Origin of the sequence: Streptomyces sp. NPDC049954, from assembly GCF_040656295.1 — a bacterium.
In the GTDB taxonomy this organism is placed as follows: Bacteria; Actinomycetota; Actinomycetes; order Streptomycetales; family Streptomycetaceae; genus Streptomyces.
This window is the reverse complement of sequence record NZ_JBFALS010000007.1, coordinates 169,515-187,787: the sequence shown is the minus strand read 5'-3', so window position 1 is coordinate 187,787 and position 18,273 is coordinate 169,515. Positions and strand designations below refer to the sequence as shown.

At 72.0% G+C, this 18,273-nt stretch carries 16 protein-coding genes and 1 pseudogene; 8 read left to right on the top strand and 9 right to left on the bottom strand.

Annotated elements, in window-relative coordinates; all coding sequences use genetic code 11:
• Positions 1-536 precede the first annotated feature (536 nt).
• Positions 537-1,397, top strand: a complete 861-nt coding sequence (locus AB0J21_RS17775) for a C40 family peptidase (RefSeq protein ID WP_363146919.1) — start codon at positions 537-539, stop codon at positions 1,395-1,397.
• 217 nt (positions 1,398-1,614) lie between these two features.
• Positions 1,615-2,187 carry a cysteine hydrolase family protein gene (locus tag AB0J21_RS17770; RefSeq protein WP_363146918.1) on the top strand — a complete coding sequence of 191 codons (573 nt, stop codon included), beginning with the start codon at positions 1,615-1,617 and terminating at the stop codon, positions 2,185-2,187.
• Between the two features lie 57 nt (positions 2,188-2,244).
• Here the strand turns inward: AB0J21_RS17770 and AB0J21_RS17765 are convergent, their stop codons facing one another.
• A complete protein-coding gene (locus AB0J21_RS17765; RefSeq protein WP_363147219.1) occupies positions 2,245-3,129 on the bottom strand; it encodes an aldo/keto reductase in 885 nt (294 codons plus the stop codon).
• Between the two features lie 23 nt (positions 3,130-3,152).
• Positions 3,153-4,151 carry an NAD-dependent epimerase/dehydratase family protein gene (locus AB0J21_RS17760; RefSeq protein ID WP_363146917.1) on the bottom strand — a complete coding sequence of 333 codons (999 nt, stop codon included), beginning with the start codon at positions 4,149-4,151 and terminating at the stop codon, positions 3,153-3,155.
• Between the two features lie 70 nt (positions 4,152-4,221).
• On the opposite strand from AB0J21_RS17760, the gene AB0J21_RS17755 reads away from it, so the two are divergent.
• The 3 genes from AB0J21_RS17755 to AB0J21_RS17745 all read left to right on the top strand — a co-directional run bounded on the left by AB0J21_RS17755 (position 4,222) and on the right by AB0J21_RS17745 (position 10,151).
• Positions 4,222-5,121 (top strand): LysR family transcriptional regulator, encoded by a 900-nt coding sequence (locus AB0J21_RS17755; protein WP_363146916.1) that lies wholly within the window; start codon positions 4,222-4,224, stop codon positions 5,119-5,121.
• A 434-nt stretch (positions 5,122-5,555) separates the two neighbouring features.
• Entirely contained in the window at positions 5,556-8,852 is a 3,297-nt protein-coding gene (locus AB0J21_RS17750; protein WP_363146915.1) for a glycoside hydrolase N-terminal domain-containing protein, read from the top strand.
• Between the two features lie 108 nt (positions 8,853-8,960).
• Entirely contained in the window at positions 8,961-10,151 is a 1,191-nt protein-coding gene (locus tag AB0J21_RS17745) for a hypothetical protein (protein WP_363146914.1), read from the top strand.
• A 10-nt stretch (positions 10,152-10,161) separates the two neighbouring features.
• Here the strand turns inward: AB0J21_RS17745 and AB0J21_RS17740 are convergent, their stop codons facing one another.
• From AB0J21_RS17740 to AB0J21_RS17730, 3 genes are all read right to left on the bottom strand, one after another.
• The gene (locus AB0J21_RS17740; RefSeq protein WP_363146913.1) at positions 10,162-10,794 is read right to left on the bottom strand and encodes a nucleotidyltransferase family protein; all 633 of its coding nucleotides are present in this window, start codon (positions 10,792-10,794) and stop codon (positions 10,162-10,164) included.
• Positions 10,791-11,417 carry a GNAT family N-acetyltransferase gene (locus tag AB0J21_RS17735; protein WP_363146912.1) on the bottom strand — a complete coding sequence of 209 codons (627 nt, stop codon included), beginning with the start codon at positions 11,415-11,417 and terminating at the stop codon, positions 10,791-10,793. Before AB0J21_RS17735 ends, AB0J21_RS17740 begins: the two co-directional genes overlap by 4 nt.
• Before the next feature lie 156 nt (positions 11,418-11,573).
• Positions 11,574-12,461, bottom strand: coding sequence for a LysR family transcriptional regulator (locus tag AB0J21_RS17730; protein ID WP_363146911.1), 888 nt, complete (start codon positions 12,459-12,461; stop codon positions 11,574-11,576).
• A gap of 94 nt (positions 12,462-12,555) precedes the next feature.
• Between AB0J21_RS17730 and AB0J21_RS17725 the strand changes: the two genes are divergently transcribed.
• Together AB0J21_RS17725 and AB0J21_RS17720 are read left to right on the top strand one after the other, a co-directional pair.
• Positions 12,556-13,287 carry an SDR family NAD(P)-dependent oxidoreductase gene (locus tag AB0J21_RS17725; protein ID WP_363146910.1) on the top strand — a complete coding sequence of 244 codons (732 nt, stop codon included), beginning with the start codon at positions 12,556-12,558 and terminating at the stop codon, positions 13,285-13,287.
• A gap of 43 nt (positions 13,288-13,330) precedes the next feature.
• The gene (locus AB0J21_RS17720) at positions 13,331-14,017 is read left to right on the top strand and encodes an SUMF1/EgtB/PvdO family nonheme iron enzyme (protein WP_363146909.1); all 687 of its coding nucleotides are present in this window, start codon (positions 13,331-13,333) and stop codon (positions 14,015-14,017) included.
• Positions 14,018-14,208: 191 nt separating this feature from the next.
• On the opposite strand, the gene AB0J21_RS17715 is transcribed toward AB0J21_RS17720, so the two are convergent.
• Entirely contained in the window at positions 14,209-14,763 is a 555-nt protein-coding gene (locus AB0J21_RS17715) for a hypothetical protein (protein ID WP_363146908.1), read from the bottom strand.
• Between the two features lie 1,004 nt (positions 14,764-15,767).
• On the opposite strand from AB0J21_RS17715, the gene AB0J21_RS17710 reads away from it, so the two are divergent.
• Positions 15,768-16,172: a hypothetical protein gene (locus AB0J21_RS17710; protein ID WP_363146907.1), complete on the top strand. Its 405-nt coding sequence runs from the start codon at positions 15,768-15,770 to the stop codon at positions 16,170-16,172.
• 45 nt (positions 16,173-16,217) lie between these two features.
• Here the strand turns inward: AB0J21_RS17710 and AB0J21_RS17705 are convergent, their stop codons facing one another.
• From AB0J21_RS17705 to arsB, 3 genes and pseudogenes are all read right to left on the bottom strand, one after another.
• Positions 16,218-16,445 carry a hypothetical protein gene (locus AB0J21_RS17705; RefSeq protein ID WP_363146906.1) on the bottom strand — a complete coding sequence of 76 codons (228 nt, stop codon included), beginning with the start codon at positions 16,443-16,445 and terminating at the stop codon, positions 16,218-16,220.
• A 359-nt stretch (positions 16,446-16,804) separates the two neighbouring features.
• A complete protein-coding gene (locus AB0J21_RS17700) occupies positions 16,805-17,236 on the bottom strand; it encodes an arsenate reductase ArsC (protein WP_363146905.1) in 432 nt (143 codons plus the stop codon).
• Positions 17,229-18,253 (bottom strand): annotated as a pseudogene (arsB, locus tag AB0J21_RS17695) (ACR3 family arsenite efflux transporter). Before arsB ends, AB0J21_RS17700 begins: the two are co-directional and overlap by 8 nt.
• Positions 18,254-18,273 lie beyond the last annotated feature (20 nt).

Below are 18,273 nucleotides of genomic sequence, written 5' to 3'. Positions count from 1 at the left end.
ATAACGGCGGGACAAAGCGGGACAAGAGTCGATAGCACTCGGCGGGCACGGAGAAGCCGGCGGGAAGGCCGCGTTCCCGCGCGTACGGAGTGCGCGGGAAACGTCAAGCCGGGCAGCGCGTGCACGCGTTCACGAGCGACCCACCGGCGGCCGGAAGTGCCACCCGGCGGACGAGACACAGGACGAGGCGACAGGGAAGGGGTCCGCCCGAAAAGGGCCTGACCGCAAACGCGGGCCCCGCGCGGGACGCGAGGGTGAAGGTGACCGTTCCGTGACCTCCGCCACTCCGGCCGACTGGCCGTAAAAGCGAGGCTTGGCCAATCACTCCAACGAATGGTAAGCGCGGGGCAATTCGGGCGAATCACGGAAAGAGCATGATCACGGCCATGATCACCACACACCGGCCCGCGCCCCTTTTGCCCCAATGGCCGGTCAAGGGCGAATGAGACGGGGCCGTTTCGCACCGTTTGGGGCCAACTGTGGCGCAGCCCACGTTTCTTGAAGCGGGGGTGGAGGCCCTGATACCGCTTGTCCTCATGCCCCACACCGCTCACATACCCAGTCACCGGAAGCCCCGCCGGAGTGCCTCGAAGATGGCGCTGCGGGCCGGCGTCGCCGGTGGCGTGTTCAGCACCCTCGCGGTGGCCGGTGCGGCTGGTTCGGCGAACGCCGCCGAACCGGTGACCGAGACCATCGAGATGCCCACCCTCACGGCCGACCTGTCCTCGGTCGCGGCGGCCGTGGCCGACGCCACCCAGCAGACCGCGGCCACCTACGAGCTGCAGGCCGAGCAGGACGCGGCCGTCGCCAAGGCCGTGAAGCAGGCCAAGCACGACCAGGCGGACGCGAAGAAGAAGGCCGAGGCCAAGAAGAAGGCCGAGGAGGAGGCGGCTCGCAAGGCCGCCGCCGAGGAGAAGGCGCGCGCCTCGCGCTCGGCGCAGCGCACGACGCTGTCCGCCCCGTCCTCGTCCTCGTCCTCTTCCTCCGGTTCCGCCTCCGCGACCGCGACGAGCCAGTCGCAGACGGCGGCCGCCCCGGCGAGCGGCAGTGTGGGCAGCGTCATCAGCTTCCTCAAGTCGCACGTCGGCGACGCGTACGTCATGGGCGGCACCGGCCCGAACTCGTGGGACTGCTCGGGCCTGACGCAGGCCGCGTTCCGCACGGTGGGCGTCGACCTGCCGCGCACCTCGCAGGAGCAGTCGACGGCGGGCACCCCGGTGTCCCTGTCGTCCGTCCAGCCCGGCGACCTCCTGTACTGGGGCGGCGCGGGCTCCGCGTACCACGTCGGCGTCTACATCGGCGGCGGGCAGTACCTGGACGCGGCCAACCCGGGCAAGGGCGTCGTCATCCAGGACCTCTCGGGCTACCCGGCCTCGGGCGCGGTGCGGCTGCTCTGACCGGGCGCCGGACGGGGCCAGGACGGCCCCGCCGGCCCGCACGCCGACAGCTGACACCGGAGGCGCGCCTTCCCCCTCCCCTCGCGACGCTCCGCGAACGGGTTGCCGGAAGGCGCGCCTCCGGCATGCCCAGGCCGTACGATCGCTGCGCTCGCGGGCCGCTGGGCCCGCCCTCACGAGCCGGGCCACGCCCGGCGCCGCGACTGACGGAGACCCGATGACGACGCTCGCCGGCCGACCGAACACCGCCCTCCTCGTCGTGGACGTGCAGAACGGGGTGATGGACACGGCGCACGACCGCGACGCCGTGGTCGCCAACATCGCGACGCTGGTCGGCAGGGCGCGGGCGGCCGGCGTGCCCGTCGTCTGGGTCCAGCACAACAGCGAGGAGCTGGTCCGGGGCGAGGAGGCGTGGGAGTACGTCCCGGAGCTGGTGCGCGAGGAGCGCGAGCCGCTGGTCCAGAAGTCGTACGGCGACTCCTTCGAGGACACCGGGCTGGGGTCCGTCCTCGCGACGGCCGGCGTCGGCCGCCTCCTCGTCGCGGGCGCGCAGACGGACGCGTGCGTCCGCTCGACGCTGCACGGCGCACTCGTACGCGGCTACGACACGCTGCTGGTGAAGGACGCGCACACGACCGAGGACCTGTCGGCCTACGGAGCCCCGAAACCGGCCGAGGTCATCGCCCACACCAACCTGTACTGGAGCTTCCAGTCCGCCCCGGGCCGCGAGGCGGGCACCGTGACGACGGCGGAGGCGGCGGCCGGGTTCGCGGGGGCGGCTTCGGCCTGAACCGCCGCTCGGAGCCGGGGCGGCCTGTCCGTGGCGCCGCCCTCGGGGCGGCCCGGCTCAGCCCGGCAGCGTCTCCTCCAGCCGGTGCAGCTCCCGCGCGCTCAGCGTGAGGTCCGCCGCCCGCGCCGAGTCCTGGACGGAGGCCGGCCGGCTGGCCCCCGGCAGCGGGATCACCGCCGGGGAGCGGGCGAGCAGCCAGGCCAGGGCGATTTGCTGCGGGCTCACGCCGCGTTCGGCCGCGACGCGGTGGAAGGCGGTGCCCGTGGAGGCCGGAGCGGAGGGGCCGTCGAGGGAACTGCGGGAGATGCCGCCGAGGGGGCTCCAGGGCAGGAACGCCAGGCCGAGCCGCGTGCACAGCCGCAGTTCGGGCTCGCTGTCGCGGACGGCGGGCGAGTACTGGTTCTGCACCGAGACGAGTCCGTCGCCGAGGATCTCGTGGGCCTGGCGGATCTGGCCGGTGGTCACGTTGGAGATGCCGGCCCAGCGGATCGTGCCCGCGTCGAGCAGCTCGCGCAGGGCGCCGACGGACTCCGCCCAGGGGACGGCCGGGTCCGGCTTGTGCAGTTGGTACAGGCCGACGGCCTCGACCCCGAGGCGCCTGGCGGAGGCTTCGGCGGCGCTCCTGAGGTGGGCGGGGGTGGCGTCGACGGTCCAACTGCCGTCGCCGGGCCGGCCCCGGCCGCCCTTGGAGGCGATCAGCACACGGGAGCTGTCGCCGCCGTAGCGGGCGAGGGCGCGGGCGATCAGGAGTTCGTTGTGGCCGGCCTCACCGGCGTGCCAGTGGTAGCTGTCGGCGGTGTCGATGAGCGTGACGCCCGCGTCGAGGGCGGCGTGGACGGTGGCGACGGCCCGGGCCTCGTCCGGGCGGTGCTCGATGGACAGCGGCATGGCGCCCAGACCGACGGCGCCGACGACGGTGTCCGCGAGGGCGCGGTACCGCATGACGGTGGGGGCTCCTTGCCCGGTCATCCGGCGACGGTCCCGGAGGCGGCGGCGGAGACGGTGGGGGCGGCGGGAGGGGCGGACGCGACCGGGGCGGCGTACGCGCTGAGCGCTTCGGCGATCGCGCCGGGCAGCCAGTCGCGGGTGTGCGAGAAGGGGTAACCCAGCCGCTTCGCACGGGCGTTGCTCATGGCGTAGTGACGGTCGAAGGAGAACGGCGAGGCCGTCTCCCCTGCGGGCACCGTGCGATAGGCGGGCTCCCGGCCGGCCTGCTCGGCGACGGCCGCCACGAGTTCGCGCACGTCGAACAGGCCGTCGGAGCAGGCGTTGAGCGGACCGGTGAAGCCGGTGGCGGTGCTCGCCCACAGCAGCAGGTCCGCCATCTCCTCGTAGTGGATGAACACCGAGGGCCGCGCCTCCTCGTGCACGGTGATCGCCTCGCCCCGGACGACGCGCTCGACGTAGTGCGCGAGCCGCCCGGTGAACTCCAGCGCGCCGCCGCCCAGGACGTGGGCGACGCGCACGGAGGCGAACGCGAAGTCGCCGTCCCGGGTGAGGACCGCCTCCGCCTGGCGCTTGCCCTCGGAGTAGTGCGCGTCCAGGTAGGTCGCGTCGTGCCACGGCAGGTCCATGGCCACCTGCCAGCCGCGTGGGTCCACGGTCTCCTCCGGCACCGGGGTGCCCGCCGGGACGGGCGGCAGCGCGGCGGTCGCGGGGTGGTAGACCTCGATGGTGGACGTCATGACGTAGCGCCGGGTACGGCCGCCGAAGGCGCGGGCGGCGATGGCGGCCTGCACCGGGGAGTAGCAGACCTGGTCGACGACCACGTCGAAGGTGCGGGAGCCGAGGGCGGCGACGAGCGCGGCCTCGTCCTCGCGGTCGGCCACGAGGTGCTCGACGCCCGCGGGCGGCCGGGTGGAGCCGCGGTTGACGACGGTGAGCTGGTGACCGGCCGCCCGCAACCGCTCGACCAGGAGCTTTCCGAAGTATCGGCTTCCGCCGATGACGCAGATTCTTTGCATGTCCCCATCCTGGAGACGCGCGGCCATCAGCAGAAGTACCGTCCTGCTCAACCCGTATTAAGGAAAACTGTTGATAGATGTGCAGCGGCTCCGGGTCCTGCGGGCGGTGGCGGACCACGGCAGCTTCAGCAGGGCGGCCGCGGCCCTGCGCCTCACCCCCTCGGCCGTCTCCCAGCACGTGGCGGCGCTGGAACGCGGTCTCGGCGCCCAGGTCGTGACCCGCAGCACGCGCGGGGTCACCCTCACCCGGGCCGGGCGGATCATGGTCGGGGCCGCCCAGTCCGTCGCCGCCGAACTCGAACAGGCGAAGCAGCAGGTCGACCAGCTCAGCACGGGCCGGGTCCAGCTCACCGTCGCCACCTTCACCAGCGGCGGCAGGCACCTGCTGCCCGGCGCCCTTCCCCCGCTCATGGCGGCTCACCCCGGCATCCTGCTGCACGTCAGGGAGGGGGAGCCGGAGGACACCCTGCCCCTGGTCCGCCAGGGCGCCGTCGACCTGGCTCTCGCCTACCACTTCGACGGCCCCCTGCCGGTGGGCCCGGGCGCCGGCTCCGGCCTGCGGTGGACCGCGATCCAGGAGGACCCCCTGCACGTCGTCCTGCCGCAGGGACACCGGCTGGCCGGCCGCCCGTCGCTCGACATCACCGAACTGGCCTCCGAACCCTGGGTACTTGGCTGCCTCAAGACCGAGGCGTACCTGCGCCGGTACGCCGCACGCGCGGGCTTCGAACCCGAGGTGCGCGGCACCACCACCGACTACTTCTTCGCCCGCTCACTCGTCGCCGCCGGACTGGGCGTCTCCCTGATCCCCTCCATCGCCCTCCACCCCACACTGCCGGGCCTGCACACCGTCCCGGTCAGCCCCCCGGCCCCGGCCCGCCACATCGGCGTCGCCACCCTCACCCGCCGCCCCATGCCGCCCCACGTCACCACCCTGGTGCGGGCTCTGCGGGAGGGGGTGGCGGGGTAGGGGGACCAGCGGCGAGGGGACCACCGTCGAGGTGGGCCCCGAGGTGTCCCGGGGCGCCCGCGAACGTCTCCACGCCGCCGGCCTGTACCCGGAGTTCAGCGTCGGGGACGGCGCCGGGGAGAACCGGGACCACGCCCCCTACGACCGCGTCCTCGCGACAGTCGGGCTCCGCCGCGTTCCGGGACCCTGGATCGAGCGGACCGGCCCGGCGGCGTCATCGTCGCCACGGAAGTTCCGTCTCGCCCATTGACGCCCACCGCACCGGCTCCCAGGATGATGAATGCTTTCATTTTCGGGGGAGCCGAGTCCGCCAATCTCAGGCGTGCAGAGGCATTTTGCGCCCCTGAACGCAGTCTGAACGTTTCAGTTGACGGGTCGCAGACGATCTCCAGCGGGACCAGCCGGGCAGGCGGTGACGCGGACAGGAATGAGACATGGCGCAGTTGAGTCGGCGAGACCTTCTCCTGGCAGGGGCGGGGGTGGCCGCCGGATCCGCCGCACTGAGCCTCACCGGGGGTGGTGTCGCCCATGCCGCGAGCCCGGCGGGCGGTCCGTCGCGGGACGAGAGCCCGTCGCGGGAGCCCCTCGTGGCCTGGTACGACAAGCCGGCGCGGGAGTGGCTGGAGGCCCTGCCGGTCGGTAACGGGCGGCTCGGCGCCATGGTCTTCGGCGGCACGGACGTCGAGCGCCTCCAGCTCAACGAGAACAGTGTGTGGGCCGGTCAGCCGCACGACTACGACAACCCCGAGGCGCTCGCCGCGCTCCCGGAGATCCGGCGCCTGGTGTTCGCCGACGAGTGGTCGCGGGCGCAGGAACTCATCGACCAGCACGTCATCGGCCGTCCCGCAGCCCAGCTCCCGTATCAGCCGGTGGGCGATCTGACGCTCACCTTCGCCGGTCCGGGTGAGGTGCGCGACTACCGCCGTGAGCTGGACCTCGACACCGCGACCGTCCGGACGCGTTATGTCCGCGACGGGGTCCGGCACACCCGGGAGGTCTTCGCGAGCGCCCCCGGCCAGGTGATCGCGGTGCGGCTGACGGTGGACCGGCCGGGCGCGCTGCGCTTCACCGCGGCCTTCGACAGCCCGCAGCGCTCCACCAGCACCGCCCCCGACGACCGTTCCCTCGCGCTGGACGGTGTGAGCGGCACGGCGCAGGGCATCGAGGGCCGCGTCCGGTTCCGCGCCCTGCTGCGGGCGGTCGCCGACGACGGGAAGGTCACCAGCTCCGACGAGGGCATCGTCGTCACGGACGCCACCACGGTCACGCTGCTCCTCTCCGTCGGGACCAGCTACCGCAGCTACCGGGACGTGGACGGCGATCCCGTGGCCGAGGCCGCGAAGCACCTCACGCACGCCGCCTCTCTGCCCTACCAGGCGCTGCGCGGCGCACACGTCGCCGACCACCAGCGGCTGTTCCGCCGCGTGGACCTCGACCTCGGCCCCTCGGACGTACCGGAGCTGCCCACCGACCAGCGCATCGCCCGGTTCGCGAACGGGAACGACCCGGCCCTCGTCGCGCTGCACTACCAGTTCGGCAGGTACCTGCTCATCGCGTCCTCCCGGCCCGGCGGGGGGCAGCCCGCCAACCTGCAGGGGCTGTGGAACGACTCGATGAGCCCACCGTGGGACTCCAAGTTCACCACCAACATCAACCTGGAGATGAACTACTGGGCGGCGGCACCCGCGAACCTCGTCGAGTGCTACGAGCCCCTGTTCGACCTGATCTCCGATCTGTCCGTGACCGGTGCCCGCACCGCGCGGTCCCAGTACGACGCGCGCGGCTGGGTGTGTCACCACAACACCGACGGCTGGCGCGGTACCGCGCCCGTCGACTTCTCGCTGTCCGGGATGTGGCCGGGCGGCGGGGCCTGGCTGTGCAAGAGCTACTGGGACCACTACGAGTTCACCGGCGACACCGAGGCGCTGCGCCGCCACTACCCGGTGATGAAGGGCGCGGCCCAGTTCTTCCTCGACACCCTGGTGCCGGAGCCGTCCCACAACTGGCTCGTCACCAACCCCTCCGTCTCCCCGGAGGTGGCCCACCACGCCGAAGGGGGCGGTTACGTCTGTGCCGGGCCCACGCTCGACACCGAGTTGCTGCGTGATCTGTTCACCTCCTGCGCCGAGGCGGCGAAGGTCCTCCACGTGGACCCGGACTTCCGGGCCGCCGTCCTGGCCGCCCGTGCCCGCCTGGCCCCGTTGCAGGTGGGCCACCTCGGCCAGTTGCAGGAGTGGCTCAAGGACTGGGACGACACCGCGGACCTGCACAACCGCCACGTCTCCCATCTGTACGCGCTCTTCCCCGGCGACCAGATCACCCCGGAGGGCACCCCCGAGCTGCTGGAAGCGGCCCGTACCTCCCTCGTCCTGCGCGGCGACGACGGCACGGGGTGGTCGCTGGCCTGGAAGATCAACCTCTGGGCACGGATGCTCGACGGCGAACACGCCTACCAGCTCCTGGCCGGTCTCCTGGTCCCGGAGCACACCGCGCCCAACCTGTTCGATCTGCATCCGCCGTTCCAGATCGACGGCAACTTCGGTGCGGTGTCCGGTGTCACGGAGATGCTGTTGCAGAGCCGGCCGGGGAGTGTCCGGCTGCTTCCCGCCCTCCCCTCCGCCTGGCTCGCTGGCCGCTTCGACGGTCTGCGGGCGCGCGGCGGGGTCACCGTCGGCGCCGACTGGGCCTGCGGACAGGCACGGGAGTTCCGTCTCGCCACCGAGCGGGACGGGCCGATCGCCCTGCGCAGCCCGATGTTCACCGGCCGGTACCTGGTGGTCGACACCGCCACCGGTCGGGCCGCCGAGACCGGACGGCCGGACGGCGACACACTCACCGTCCGGGCGAGGGCGGGCCACTCCTACCGTGCCTACTCACTGGTGGAGCTGGGACTGGACACCCCGGAAACCCTGTCCGTGGGCCGTCAGGCGAAGGTGACGCTCACGGTGCGCGCCGTCGAGCGGACGCTGCCCGGGGCGACGGCCACCCTGACCACCCCCGAGGGATGGCGGGTCGAACCGGCCCGCGCCCTCGTCGAACCGACCCGGGCCGGTGAGGAGCAGACCGTCTCCTTCACGGTGGTTCCCGCGGCCGGTGACGGTTCGCCCACCTGCCGTCTCACGGCCCGTCTCGCGGGCGACACCTGGCACGCGGAGGCCGAGGCGGTCTCCTCACTCGTGCTCGACACCGTGCCGGTCGACATCTCCGCGTCCTTCGACAACGACGGGATCTCCACGGCGGCCGACCCGGGCGCGGGCGACTTCGACGGAGCCGGCTACAGCTACCCCGCCGAACAGCTGCCCACGCCGGGGGCGTTCGCGTCGGCCGGTGTCAGCTTCACGTTCCCCGGCGCCGAGGACGGCCGGGACGACAATCTCCAGGCGCGCGGCCAGACGCTCGAACTGCCCGGTGGCCAGTACGCGGCGGCCTGGATCCTGGCCTCGGCGGCCAACTCCCCCACCGGAGCGTCGGAGGCGACGATCACCGTGACGTACGCGGACGGTTCCACTTCCCGGGAGACCGTCGAGGTGACGGACTGGGCCAAGCCGCCGGGCGCGAACGAGACCGCCGCCGTCCGGACGACGTACCGCCACGGGCCCGGCGGCGAGGACGGACTCGCGGTCTCGATCCATCAGCAGCGCTTCCCCCTGGACCCGGCCAGGACGGCGGTCTCCGTCACGCTCCCCGACACGCCGCAGATCCACCTGTTCGCGCTCACGGTCGAAAAGTGACCCGTCCCGTACGGCCGCTCCCCCGCGCGCCCGCACAGTCGTTCCCCTGAAGCCGTCCCCTCCCCTTCGGACGGTTCGTACACCCCCTTCAGACGAAAGGACGAGCTCGTGACTCCTCCCCCTTCCCCCTTCGGAGAGGGCGCCGCCTCCGCGCCCCGGCCGGTCGCGTCCTCCTCCGGCCCCGGACGCCGGGCCGTGCTCGGGTCCGCCGTGGGCGCGGCGGCGGCCTGGGCCGTAGGTGCGGGCCGGGCGTCGGCCGCCCCGGCCCGTGCGGCGGCGGGCCCCCTGGTGCTGGACGACACCCCGGACGCGGTGGGAATCTGCTACAGCGTCTGGCACAACCTCGCCGTGGGCAACGGCCAGACCGTGTACGACAACACCGAGATACTCAACGCGGCCCGGTCGACGGGCAATCCACCCGCCTGGGGGCCCCTCAACGCCTTCCACTACTGGGGACGCCCGGCGCCCGGGTACTACCGGCCCGACGACCCGGCGGTCCTGCGCACCCACGCGAGTCAGCTCAGCTCCGCGCGCGTCGACTTCGTCGTGGTGGACGCCACCAACGTCCAGGGCGCCCGCGACGCGGGCAGCGACGACCTGTACTACGGCCCGATGCGGGCGCTGCTCGACACCTGGCGCGACATCAGGGCCTCCGGTGGCGCGACCCCGTACATCGTCCCCTGGGTCGGCACGGCCGCCTCCAGCCCCGACGTCGCGGGGCCGGGCCGCGAGACGTGGAACGCCTTCTACGCCCCGGGGACCTACGACGACCTGTTCGTCACCTACCAGGGCAAGCCGCTGCTGCTGACCACCGACCAGCTCCCCGACGAGCTGCGCGCGCACTTCACCCTCCGCAAGATGTGGGGTCTTCAGGGCGGGCTCGCGGAGCAGGAGTGGAGCTTCCTCCAGGACTACCCGCAGAAGGTCGCGACGTCCGGCGGCGCACCGGAGCAGATCGCGGTCTGCACGGCGCTCCAGCACAGTTACATGACGGCGCCCGACGCGGTCGGACGGCAGGGCGGCCGGACGTTCCGGGACCAGTGGAGCCAGGCGTTCGCCGTGCGCCCGAGGGTGACGATGCTGACCTGGTGGAACGAGTGGATGGCGCAGCGCTTCGAGGACGAGGCGGGGAACACGCGCTTCGTGGACAACTACGACGAGCCGTACAGCCGTGACATCGAGCCCATGGACCCGAACCAGTCCAACGGCCACGGCGACCTCTACTACCAGTGGATGAAGATCTACGTGAACGCCTACAAGAACCACGACCCGATGCCCACGAACCTCGTCCAGTCCTGAGCGGGCCCGCTCACGGGCCGGGCCACTCCCCCACCGTCAACTCCGGCCAGTGCCGGGACCATCGGGCCGCCTTCGTCTCGTACACGTGACGTGGGGCGAGGACGGGGTTGGGCCGCAGCACCATGCCGTAGACGTCGGCCAGCCCGTGCGGGGCGTACACCTGCCAGGTGTCCTCGCGCGGGTCGAGCCGTACGCCGAGGCAGCAGGCGGTGGCGGCGAAGGAGTCGACGGCGTCCTCGGTGGAGCGGTACGGCGGGCAGGGCACGCCGAACTTCTCCTCGTACCAGAGGTGTACGCGGGCCTCGTTGCGGATCTCGACCTCGGCGCCGTCCAGCCCGGCGAACGCCTCGCGGCCCGCGCGGATGACGCGGTCCTCGGCCTCCCAGGACAGGTCCCGGCCGTCGAAGTAGAAGAGGTCGTAGTCGCGGATTCCGGCCTCGGGCGGACGCCCGGTGACGACGTTCCACACGGTCTGGAAGAGGCAGCCCGCAGTGAGGTACCAGCCGGGCAGGCCGAGGGTCGCGGCGCCTTCGAGGACGCGGACCAGCGTGGGGTTCCGGGAGAGGGTCGCGCGCAGTCGCCGGGTGCCGGCGGCGCCGAGGAAGGGGTTTCGCGGGGCCGTTCGTCCGGGCCGTTCGTTCATGACGGCGCGGCGCCCGGGACCCGCTGGTGACACCACGTGTGGAGCACCACCTCACGCCCCTTGGCCGCGCGTACGAGCGGCTGTTCCCCGGTGAGCCGGAAACCGGCGGACCGCGCGACCGCCGCGCTCGCCACGTTGTCCGCCTCGATGCGCAGCAGCACCCGCCCCGTCGCGCGGTGGCGGTAGAGGTGCTCCCCGACGAGCTGGACCGCCCGGGAGGCGAGCCCCCGGCGCCGGTACCGGGACCCGATGCCGTAGGCGAGTTCGACGTCACGGCCGCCCGACGCGCCGGGAGCACGGGAATCACCGGGGTCACCGGACCCACCTGGGTCGCCCGGGTCGCCGGGGAAGAACAGCACCTCGCCCAGGGGTGTGTACCCGTCGGTCGTGACGGCCAGATGCACCGCACGCTCCTCGGCGCGGCCCTTGCGCGCTCCCGCGAGGTAGGCGAGAGCGGCGCTCTCGTCGAACGGCGAGGGGACCGGGGTCCACCGGTCGATCTCGGGGTCCTCGTACAGCCCGGCCAGGGCCGGTATGTCGCCGTCGTCCCACTCTCTCAACACCAGCCCGTGTCCCTCCAGCCGGAGAGGGGCGGGGGAGAAGATGCTCGGTTCGCTGTCCATGCCGCCGATTCTGCCCATGGCTCCGGACGGAGCAGGCGGGTTTCGGAGGATTCGGGTCGTCGTACTGCTCACGCCGGGTGCCCATGCACAGGATGCCTGCGCCTGGGCACCCCGTTGATCAGTCCACCCGTTGATCTGTCCCCCTCGTTGGTCTGCCTATCCCGGTGATCCGTCCCGGCCGCTTCCGTGGCCGACGTGCTGGAGACCGGTCGCCGTCCGGACGAGGTCGGCGACGGCGCGGGAGCGGCTGTGCGCCGGCCAGGCGATCACGGTGGTGACGGCCGGTGCGTCCGGTACGGGTACGGCGGCGAGGTCACCGTGCAGCTGGGCGCGGATCGACTCCGGTGCGATCGCGCAGGCCCGGCCGAGCGCGATCAGCTGGAGCAACTGCGCGTGGTCGCGGACCTGCGGTCCCGGGCCGGGCGGGTAGCCGCCGTCGGGGTGCGGCCAGCGCGGCAGGGGCAGGTCCGGCAGCGCGGTGACCTCGGCCACCCGTACGTGGTCCCGGACGGTGAGCGGATGCCCGGCCGGCAGGACCACCACCTGGCCCTCCGTGCCGAGATCCTCGGTGTCGAACCCGGCCGTCGAGTCGAAGGGCCGGTGCAGCAGCGCCACATCGGCCCGGCCCTCGCGCAGCAGCCGTTCCTGCTGCGCCGGTCCGCACAGGGTGACGTCGACGGGGGCAGCGCCGGGCTCGGCGGCGTAGGCGTCGAGCAGCTTCGCCAGCAGTTCGCTGGACGCGCCCGCCTTCGCGGCCAGGACCAGCCCGGGACGGCCGGTCGCCGCGGCGGCGCGGCGGGTGCGGCGGTCGGCGGCGTCGACCGCGTCGAGCGCCGCCCGGCCCTCCGCCAGCAGCACCGAGCCGGCCTCGGTCAGCGTGACGGTACGGCTGGTGCGGTCCAGCAGCACGGCCCCGAGCCGCCGTTCGAGCCGCTGGATCGCCCGCGACAGCGGCGGCTGCGCCATCCCGAGCCGCCGCGCGGCGCGCCCGAAGTGCAGTTCCTCGGCGACGGCGACGAAGTAGCGCAGTTCCCGTGTCTCCATACGGCCACGGTACTGCGCGTCAATACCCGCCCGGTATCAATCGGAACCCCATCGGTGTTGGACTCCCGCCGTACCCGGGGACAGCATGGCCACCATGAGTGAACAAACGATCGCGCTGGTCACCGGCGCGAACAAGGGCATCGGCTACGAGATCGCGGTGGGCCTGGGGGCTCTCGGCTGGAGCGTCGGCGTCGGCGCCAGGGACGACAAGCGCCGCGAGGACGCGGTGGAGCGGCTGCGCGCGGCCGGGGTCGACGCGTTCGGCGTACCGCTCGACGTGACCGACGACGCGAGCGCGACCGCCGCCGCGCGGCTGGTCGAGGAGCGCTTCGGGCGGCTCGACGTGCTCGTCAACAACGCCGGTATCACCGGTGGCATGCCGCAGGAGCCGACCCGGGTCGATCCCGACACCATCCGGACGGTCGTGGAGACCAACGTGATCGGCGTCATCCGCGTCACCAACGCGATGCTGCCGCTGCTGCGCCGCTCGGCCTCGCCGCGGATCGTGAACATGTCCAGCAGCGTCGGCTCTCTCGCCCTCCAGTCCGGGCCCTCCGGTCCGCTGACGACGGGGCCGGTGGCCGCCGCGTACGCGCCGTCGAAGACGTTCCTGAACGCCGTCACCCTCCAGTACGTCCGGGAACTGCGCGACACCAACATCCTGATCAACCTCGGCTGCCCCGGTTTCGTCGCGACCGACCTCAACGGCTTCCGTGGCGTGCGCACCCCCGAGCAGGGCGCGGCGATCGCCGTGAAGCTCGCGACCCTGCCCGACGACGGCCCGACCGGCGGCTTCTTCGACGACGCCGGTGAGGTCTCCTGGTGAAGTGAGGGGCGACCGGGCCGGGCCCGGATACGATGCGCCGACCATGGCCCTCAAAGCGACGCACCACCTCATGACCGACGTCCCGGCAGGCCGCGTGACCCTCTCCGACCGCCGTTCACAACGCAGTTGGACGGTCGACCTCGCACCCTTCCGGCTGGCGGCGTTCCCCGTCACCGAGGAGCTGTACGCGGAGATCACCGGCGCCCGGGAGACGGAAGCGGCGTCCGGACCGGCTCCCCGGGAGGGGCTGCCCGTCACCGGCGTCTCCTGGCTGGAGGCGGCCCGCTTCTGCAACGCCCTGTCCCTGCACGAGGGTTGCACGCCCGCGTACGCGTGGGACTCGGACGGCGAGGGCGCCACGTGGGACCGGTCGGCGGACGGCTACCGTCTGCCGACCGAGGCCGAGTGGGAGCACGCCTGCCGCGCCGGTACGACGGGCCCGCACTACGGGCCGCTCGACGCGATCGCCTGGTACCGCGACAACTCCGCCGAGCGCGTCCACCCGGTGGGCGGCAAGCAGCCCAACGCCTGGGGGCTGCACGACATGCTCGGCAACGCCTGGGACTGGTGCTGGGACCTCTACGACCCCGAGGTGTACGGCAGTTACCGCGTGCTGCGCGGCGGCGGCTGGTTCGACGAGCACTGGAGCCTGCGCGCCTCCGCACGACGCCGCAGCCACCCCTCCTTCCAGGTGGACGACGTGGGGTTCCGGGTGGCACGGTCGGCTTAGGCGGTCGCCCACGGGGACTTCGAGGCGACCCTCACCCTGGTCCGCCGGTCATCAACCCGTCGTCCTGATCCTGCTGTCGAGGTTGTCGCTCCGGGCGGCCGCTCACACAGAGGAGATATCCCGCGTCTTGAAATAGCGGTGCCCGGCTTACCGTACTGGCAAGCCGGGCACCGCCCTATTTCCCCTGGCCGTCAGGCACAAACAGACGAAGAGCTGTCGACGGCAAAGACGTAGCCGCCCTTCCAGTTGATCAGATTCGAAGTTCCGGCTTCATTCTTCATGAGTGCGGTGATGGTCACGCAGCGGCCGCCCTGCGCGAGAGTGCTGCTGTAGACCGGCCCGGCGTATTCGGAGAAGTTCCCGTAGTCCCTGCCACCGGCGCTCGGCGTGTCACCCGGGTACATCTTCAGGTCCATGTAGTTGGCGCCACCCGGAGTGTTGTTGTCGAGAATCGCACAGGCGCTATTGCCCTTCATGTAGAAGAAGAGCGTCCCGTAACGGTTGTCGGCGTTGGGCAACTGCTTCGCGTCGGTGAACTCATACCCCGTCCCGCAGACAGTGGTGGCCGCCGCGACCGCCGCACTGTTGTCCGCCGCGAAGGCGCGGGCCTCAGCGTCGGCTTTCGCGGATATCGGCGCCGCGACCGTACCTGACGGGGCCGGAGCCTCCGCGGCGGTAGCCGTGGGTACGGTGGCGCACACAGCCGCCACAGCCGAGCCCGCCACCACGAGACGCAAAAGATTCACACGAAATGAAGACATAATTCCCCCTCCGAGACATGCTGACAGCACTTCTCGCCCAGGAGCCGCTTCCGCCCCCCCTGGACACACACATGGACCGTAGTCACTCGATCACCCCCTGGCAATGCCCCAGGATTCAGCAATCGGCACATGAGACGCCCCGAAGCAACGAGCCGGCCTTCTCGTGGGCGTCGCCCCCAGTCAACGCAGCGGACGACGGCGGGATTGCGGCGACTCACCTCCAGGCGAAACCAAGGTGACACAACTCATGTCAGGCGGTGGGGAATTCCCCAACCGCTACAGAAATGGGCATTTGCGCACCGGCCATCCACCTCTTCGCATCACATTCCAGCCGGCCTCCACTTTCACGACGGGCGCCGCCGGAGCCCCCGGCCCGCCGCACTGCCGAGGTCGCCGGTTACGCAGGCCGCGGACCCCTCGGGCCGCGCCGGGAAAACGACGGTTGGTAGGCGTGACGGCGAAGTCGACGAGCGATATCCCGAGGCGCATTATCCGCCGCGCCCGGTAACGGAGGTACACCGCGACGCGGTGTTTCGCCCGGAGACAACGGAATCCCCCGGGCCCCCAGCGCCTCTCGTACTCGGCGGGCCGTCCACCTCGACCACCGGTCGGGTGAGGAGATGGTGACAGGGAGCGGCGAAGCCGACGGCTTGACGGTTACGAGAGCAACTAATCGCCACCGCACCTGAATTGCCCATAATCCGACACACGTGCCTACCCAAGAGGTACCGACAGTTCGACAGCATCACCCGGGTCGGGGCGGTCCTGCTCAGGCCGGGGCGCCCGGGGCGAGGGGCCTACAGCCCGGCCGGGGGCTCCCTGCGATCCACCGTGGAGCCAGCCGGCCGCACCGACCGGCAACCCGGTCCGCCCTCGGCAGGGCAGACCGCCGCATCCCTCGGCCCGAGCCGCCGAGGCCGGCTCACCTGTGCGCCGGGGCTGAGGGCTGTCCCGCAATTCCTGGCGGGACAGCCCTTAGGCTCACGTCCATGCCCGACCCGTTCGTCAGCGATGACGTGCTGCACCTGGCTTGCGGCATCTGCCCCTCACGCCGGTTTGCCGCAGGCGAGTTCGACGTGTGGGCGCGGCCGACGAAGGAGTGCCCGTTCAACCCGGGCGACGGATACCGGTACGCCCCGGACGGGACGCCGGTCTGCGTGCACCCGGAGAAGGTGGGGCTGCCGGTCGGCGCGTACATGAGCGGAAACGTCCCGCTGACCGCTGAGTTGCGGCTGCCGCCCGACGCTGCCGAACTGGTCCCGTACCTCCATGGCGTGCTGTACGGGGCCGCGCCCGTTCTCCTTGCAGACCTCGTCGCGCAGGCGTCGGAACAGATCCGTGAGAAGTTCCCGGACCTCGACCCGCTACTGGTCCTGCGCCGGGCGCTCAGTTAGCGATCGCGTGACCGTGGCGGCCAGTTGACCCGCCGAACATCGACGTCAGCGGCTTTCGTCCGGCTCGGGCCGACCGCTCTTCAGCACGAACCACACCGTCTTCTCGTACGGCCGCCCGTCCCGCGGGTGCACGCGGTGGCCGGTGCGGTGCGCGAGTGCCCGTACGAGGGCCAGTCCCCGGCCGTGTTCCGCGTACGGCTGTCCGTCGCGCCGCGCGGGGAGCGCCGAGGGGGCGTCGTCCGTGACGGCGACGAGGACGCGGTCGCGCCGCACCGCACCGCGATGTACAGCCGGACCTGTCCGGCACCCGTATGCCGGTACGCGTTGCTGACGATCTCGCTCAGACACACTGTGGACGACGTGGGGTTCAGGGTGGCACGGTCGGCGGCGTAGGCGGGGGCGTAGACGGCGGCGTAGGTGGGGGACCCTCCTGTGTGGTGCCCCGCCCGGCGCTGCCCGGCCCCGCCGGGCTCAGCTCAGGATGTCGAGGAGCCTGGCGCCGAGTTCCTTGGTGAGGAGCGGGCCGCCCGGGTTCGCGTCACCGGAGGAGGAATCGCCGAAACTCCCGTCCGTTCGCGCGGGTGACCACATCCCTTGGCGCCGGTGCGCAGTTGCCGACTGTCACGAAACCGTCAGTCGTCCTGCCACAGGACGTGTCCGTCGGGCTGGAGTTCGGCGAGCAGACTGCGGATGCGCTGTTCGATCGCGTCGCGGATCGGTCTGACGGCCTCGATCCCCTGACCGGCAGGGTCGTCGAGTGCCCAGTCGAGGTACTTCTTGCCGGGGAACACGGGGCAGGTGTCGCCGCAGCCCATGGTGATCACCACGTCGGACGCCTGTACGGCCTCGATGGTCAGCACTTTCGGAGTCTCTGCGGACAGGTCGACGCCGATCTCCGCCATCGCCTGTACGGCGGCCGGGTTCACGTCGTCGGCCGGGGCGGAACCGGCGGAGCGGACCTCGACCTCGCCCTGGGAGAGGTGGGTGAGGAAGGCGGCGGCCATCTGGGAGCGGCCGGCGTTGTGGACGCACACGAACAGCACGGACGGCCTGGTCTCAGACACGGGCGGAACCTTCCGCGGAGACGACCGGCCCGGCCGCCGGGGCGGGCTGGGGGAAGAAGCGCCGGGCGGCAAGGGCCACGTAGACCAGACCGATGAGGACGGGCACCTCGATGAGGGGGCCGACGACTCCGGCCAGGGCCTGGCCGGAGGTGGCGCCGAAGGTGGCGATGGCGACCGCGATGGCCAGCTCGAAGTTGTTGCCCGCGGCCGTGAACGCCAGCGTGGCCGCCTTCGGGTAGCCCAGTCCGACCACGCGCCCGACGGCCATGGCCCCGGCCCACATGACGGCGAAGTACACCAGCAGAGGCAGCGCGATCCGGACTACGTCGAGCGGCTTGGAGGTGATGGCGTCGCCCTGGAGGGCGAACAGCACCACGATCGTGAACAGCAGGCCGTACAGGCGAACGGCCCGATGCGGGGGATCAGCTTCGCCTCGTACCAGGTGCGGCCCTTGGCCTTCTCGCCCAGGCGGCGGGTGAGGAACCCGGCCAGCAGCGGGATGCCGAGGAAGATCAGCACGCTGCGGGCGATCTCCCAGACGGACACGTCGAGCGTGGTCTGTTCAAGGCCGAGCCAGCCGGGGAGTACGGAGAGGTAGAACCAGCCGAGCAGGCTGAACGCGAGAACCTGGAAGACGGAGTTGAGGGCGACGAGGACAGCGGCGGCTTCACGGTCACCGCAGGCGAGGTCGTTCCAGATGATGACCATGGCGATGCAGCGGGCGAGACCGACGATGATCAGGCCGGTGCGGTACTCGGGCAGGTCCGGCAGGAAGACCCAGGCCAGGGCGAACATCAGGGCCGGGCCGACGATCCAGTTCAGGACCAGGGACGGGATGAGCAGGCGCCGGTCGCGGGTAACGGTGTCGAGCCGGTCGTAGCGGACCTTGGCGAGCACCGGGTACATCATCACGAGCAGGCCGAGCGCGATCGGCAGCGAGACGCCCGTGACGGTGACCTTCGCGAGCGCGTCCCCGAGGCCGGGCACGAGGCGGCCCAGGCCGAGGCCGGCGCCCATCGCGATCAGAATCCACACGG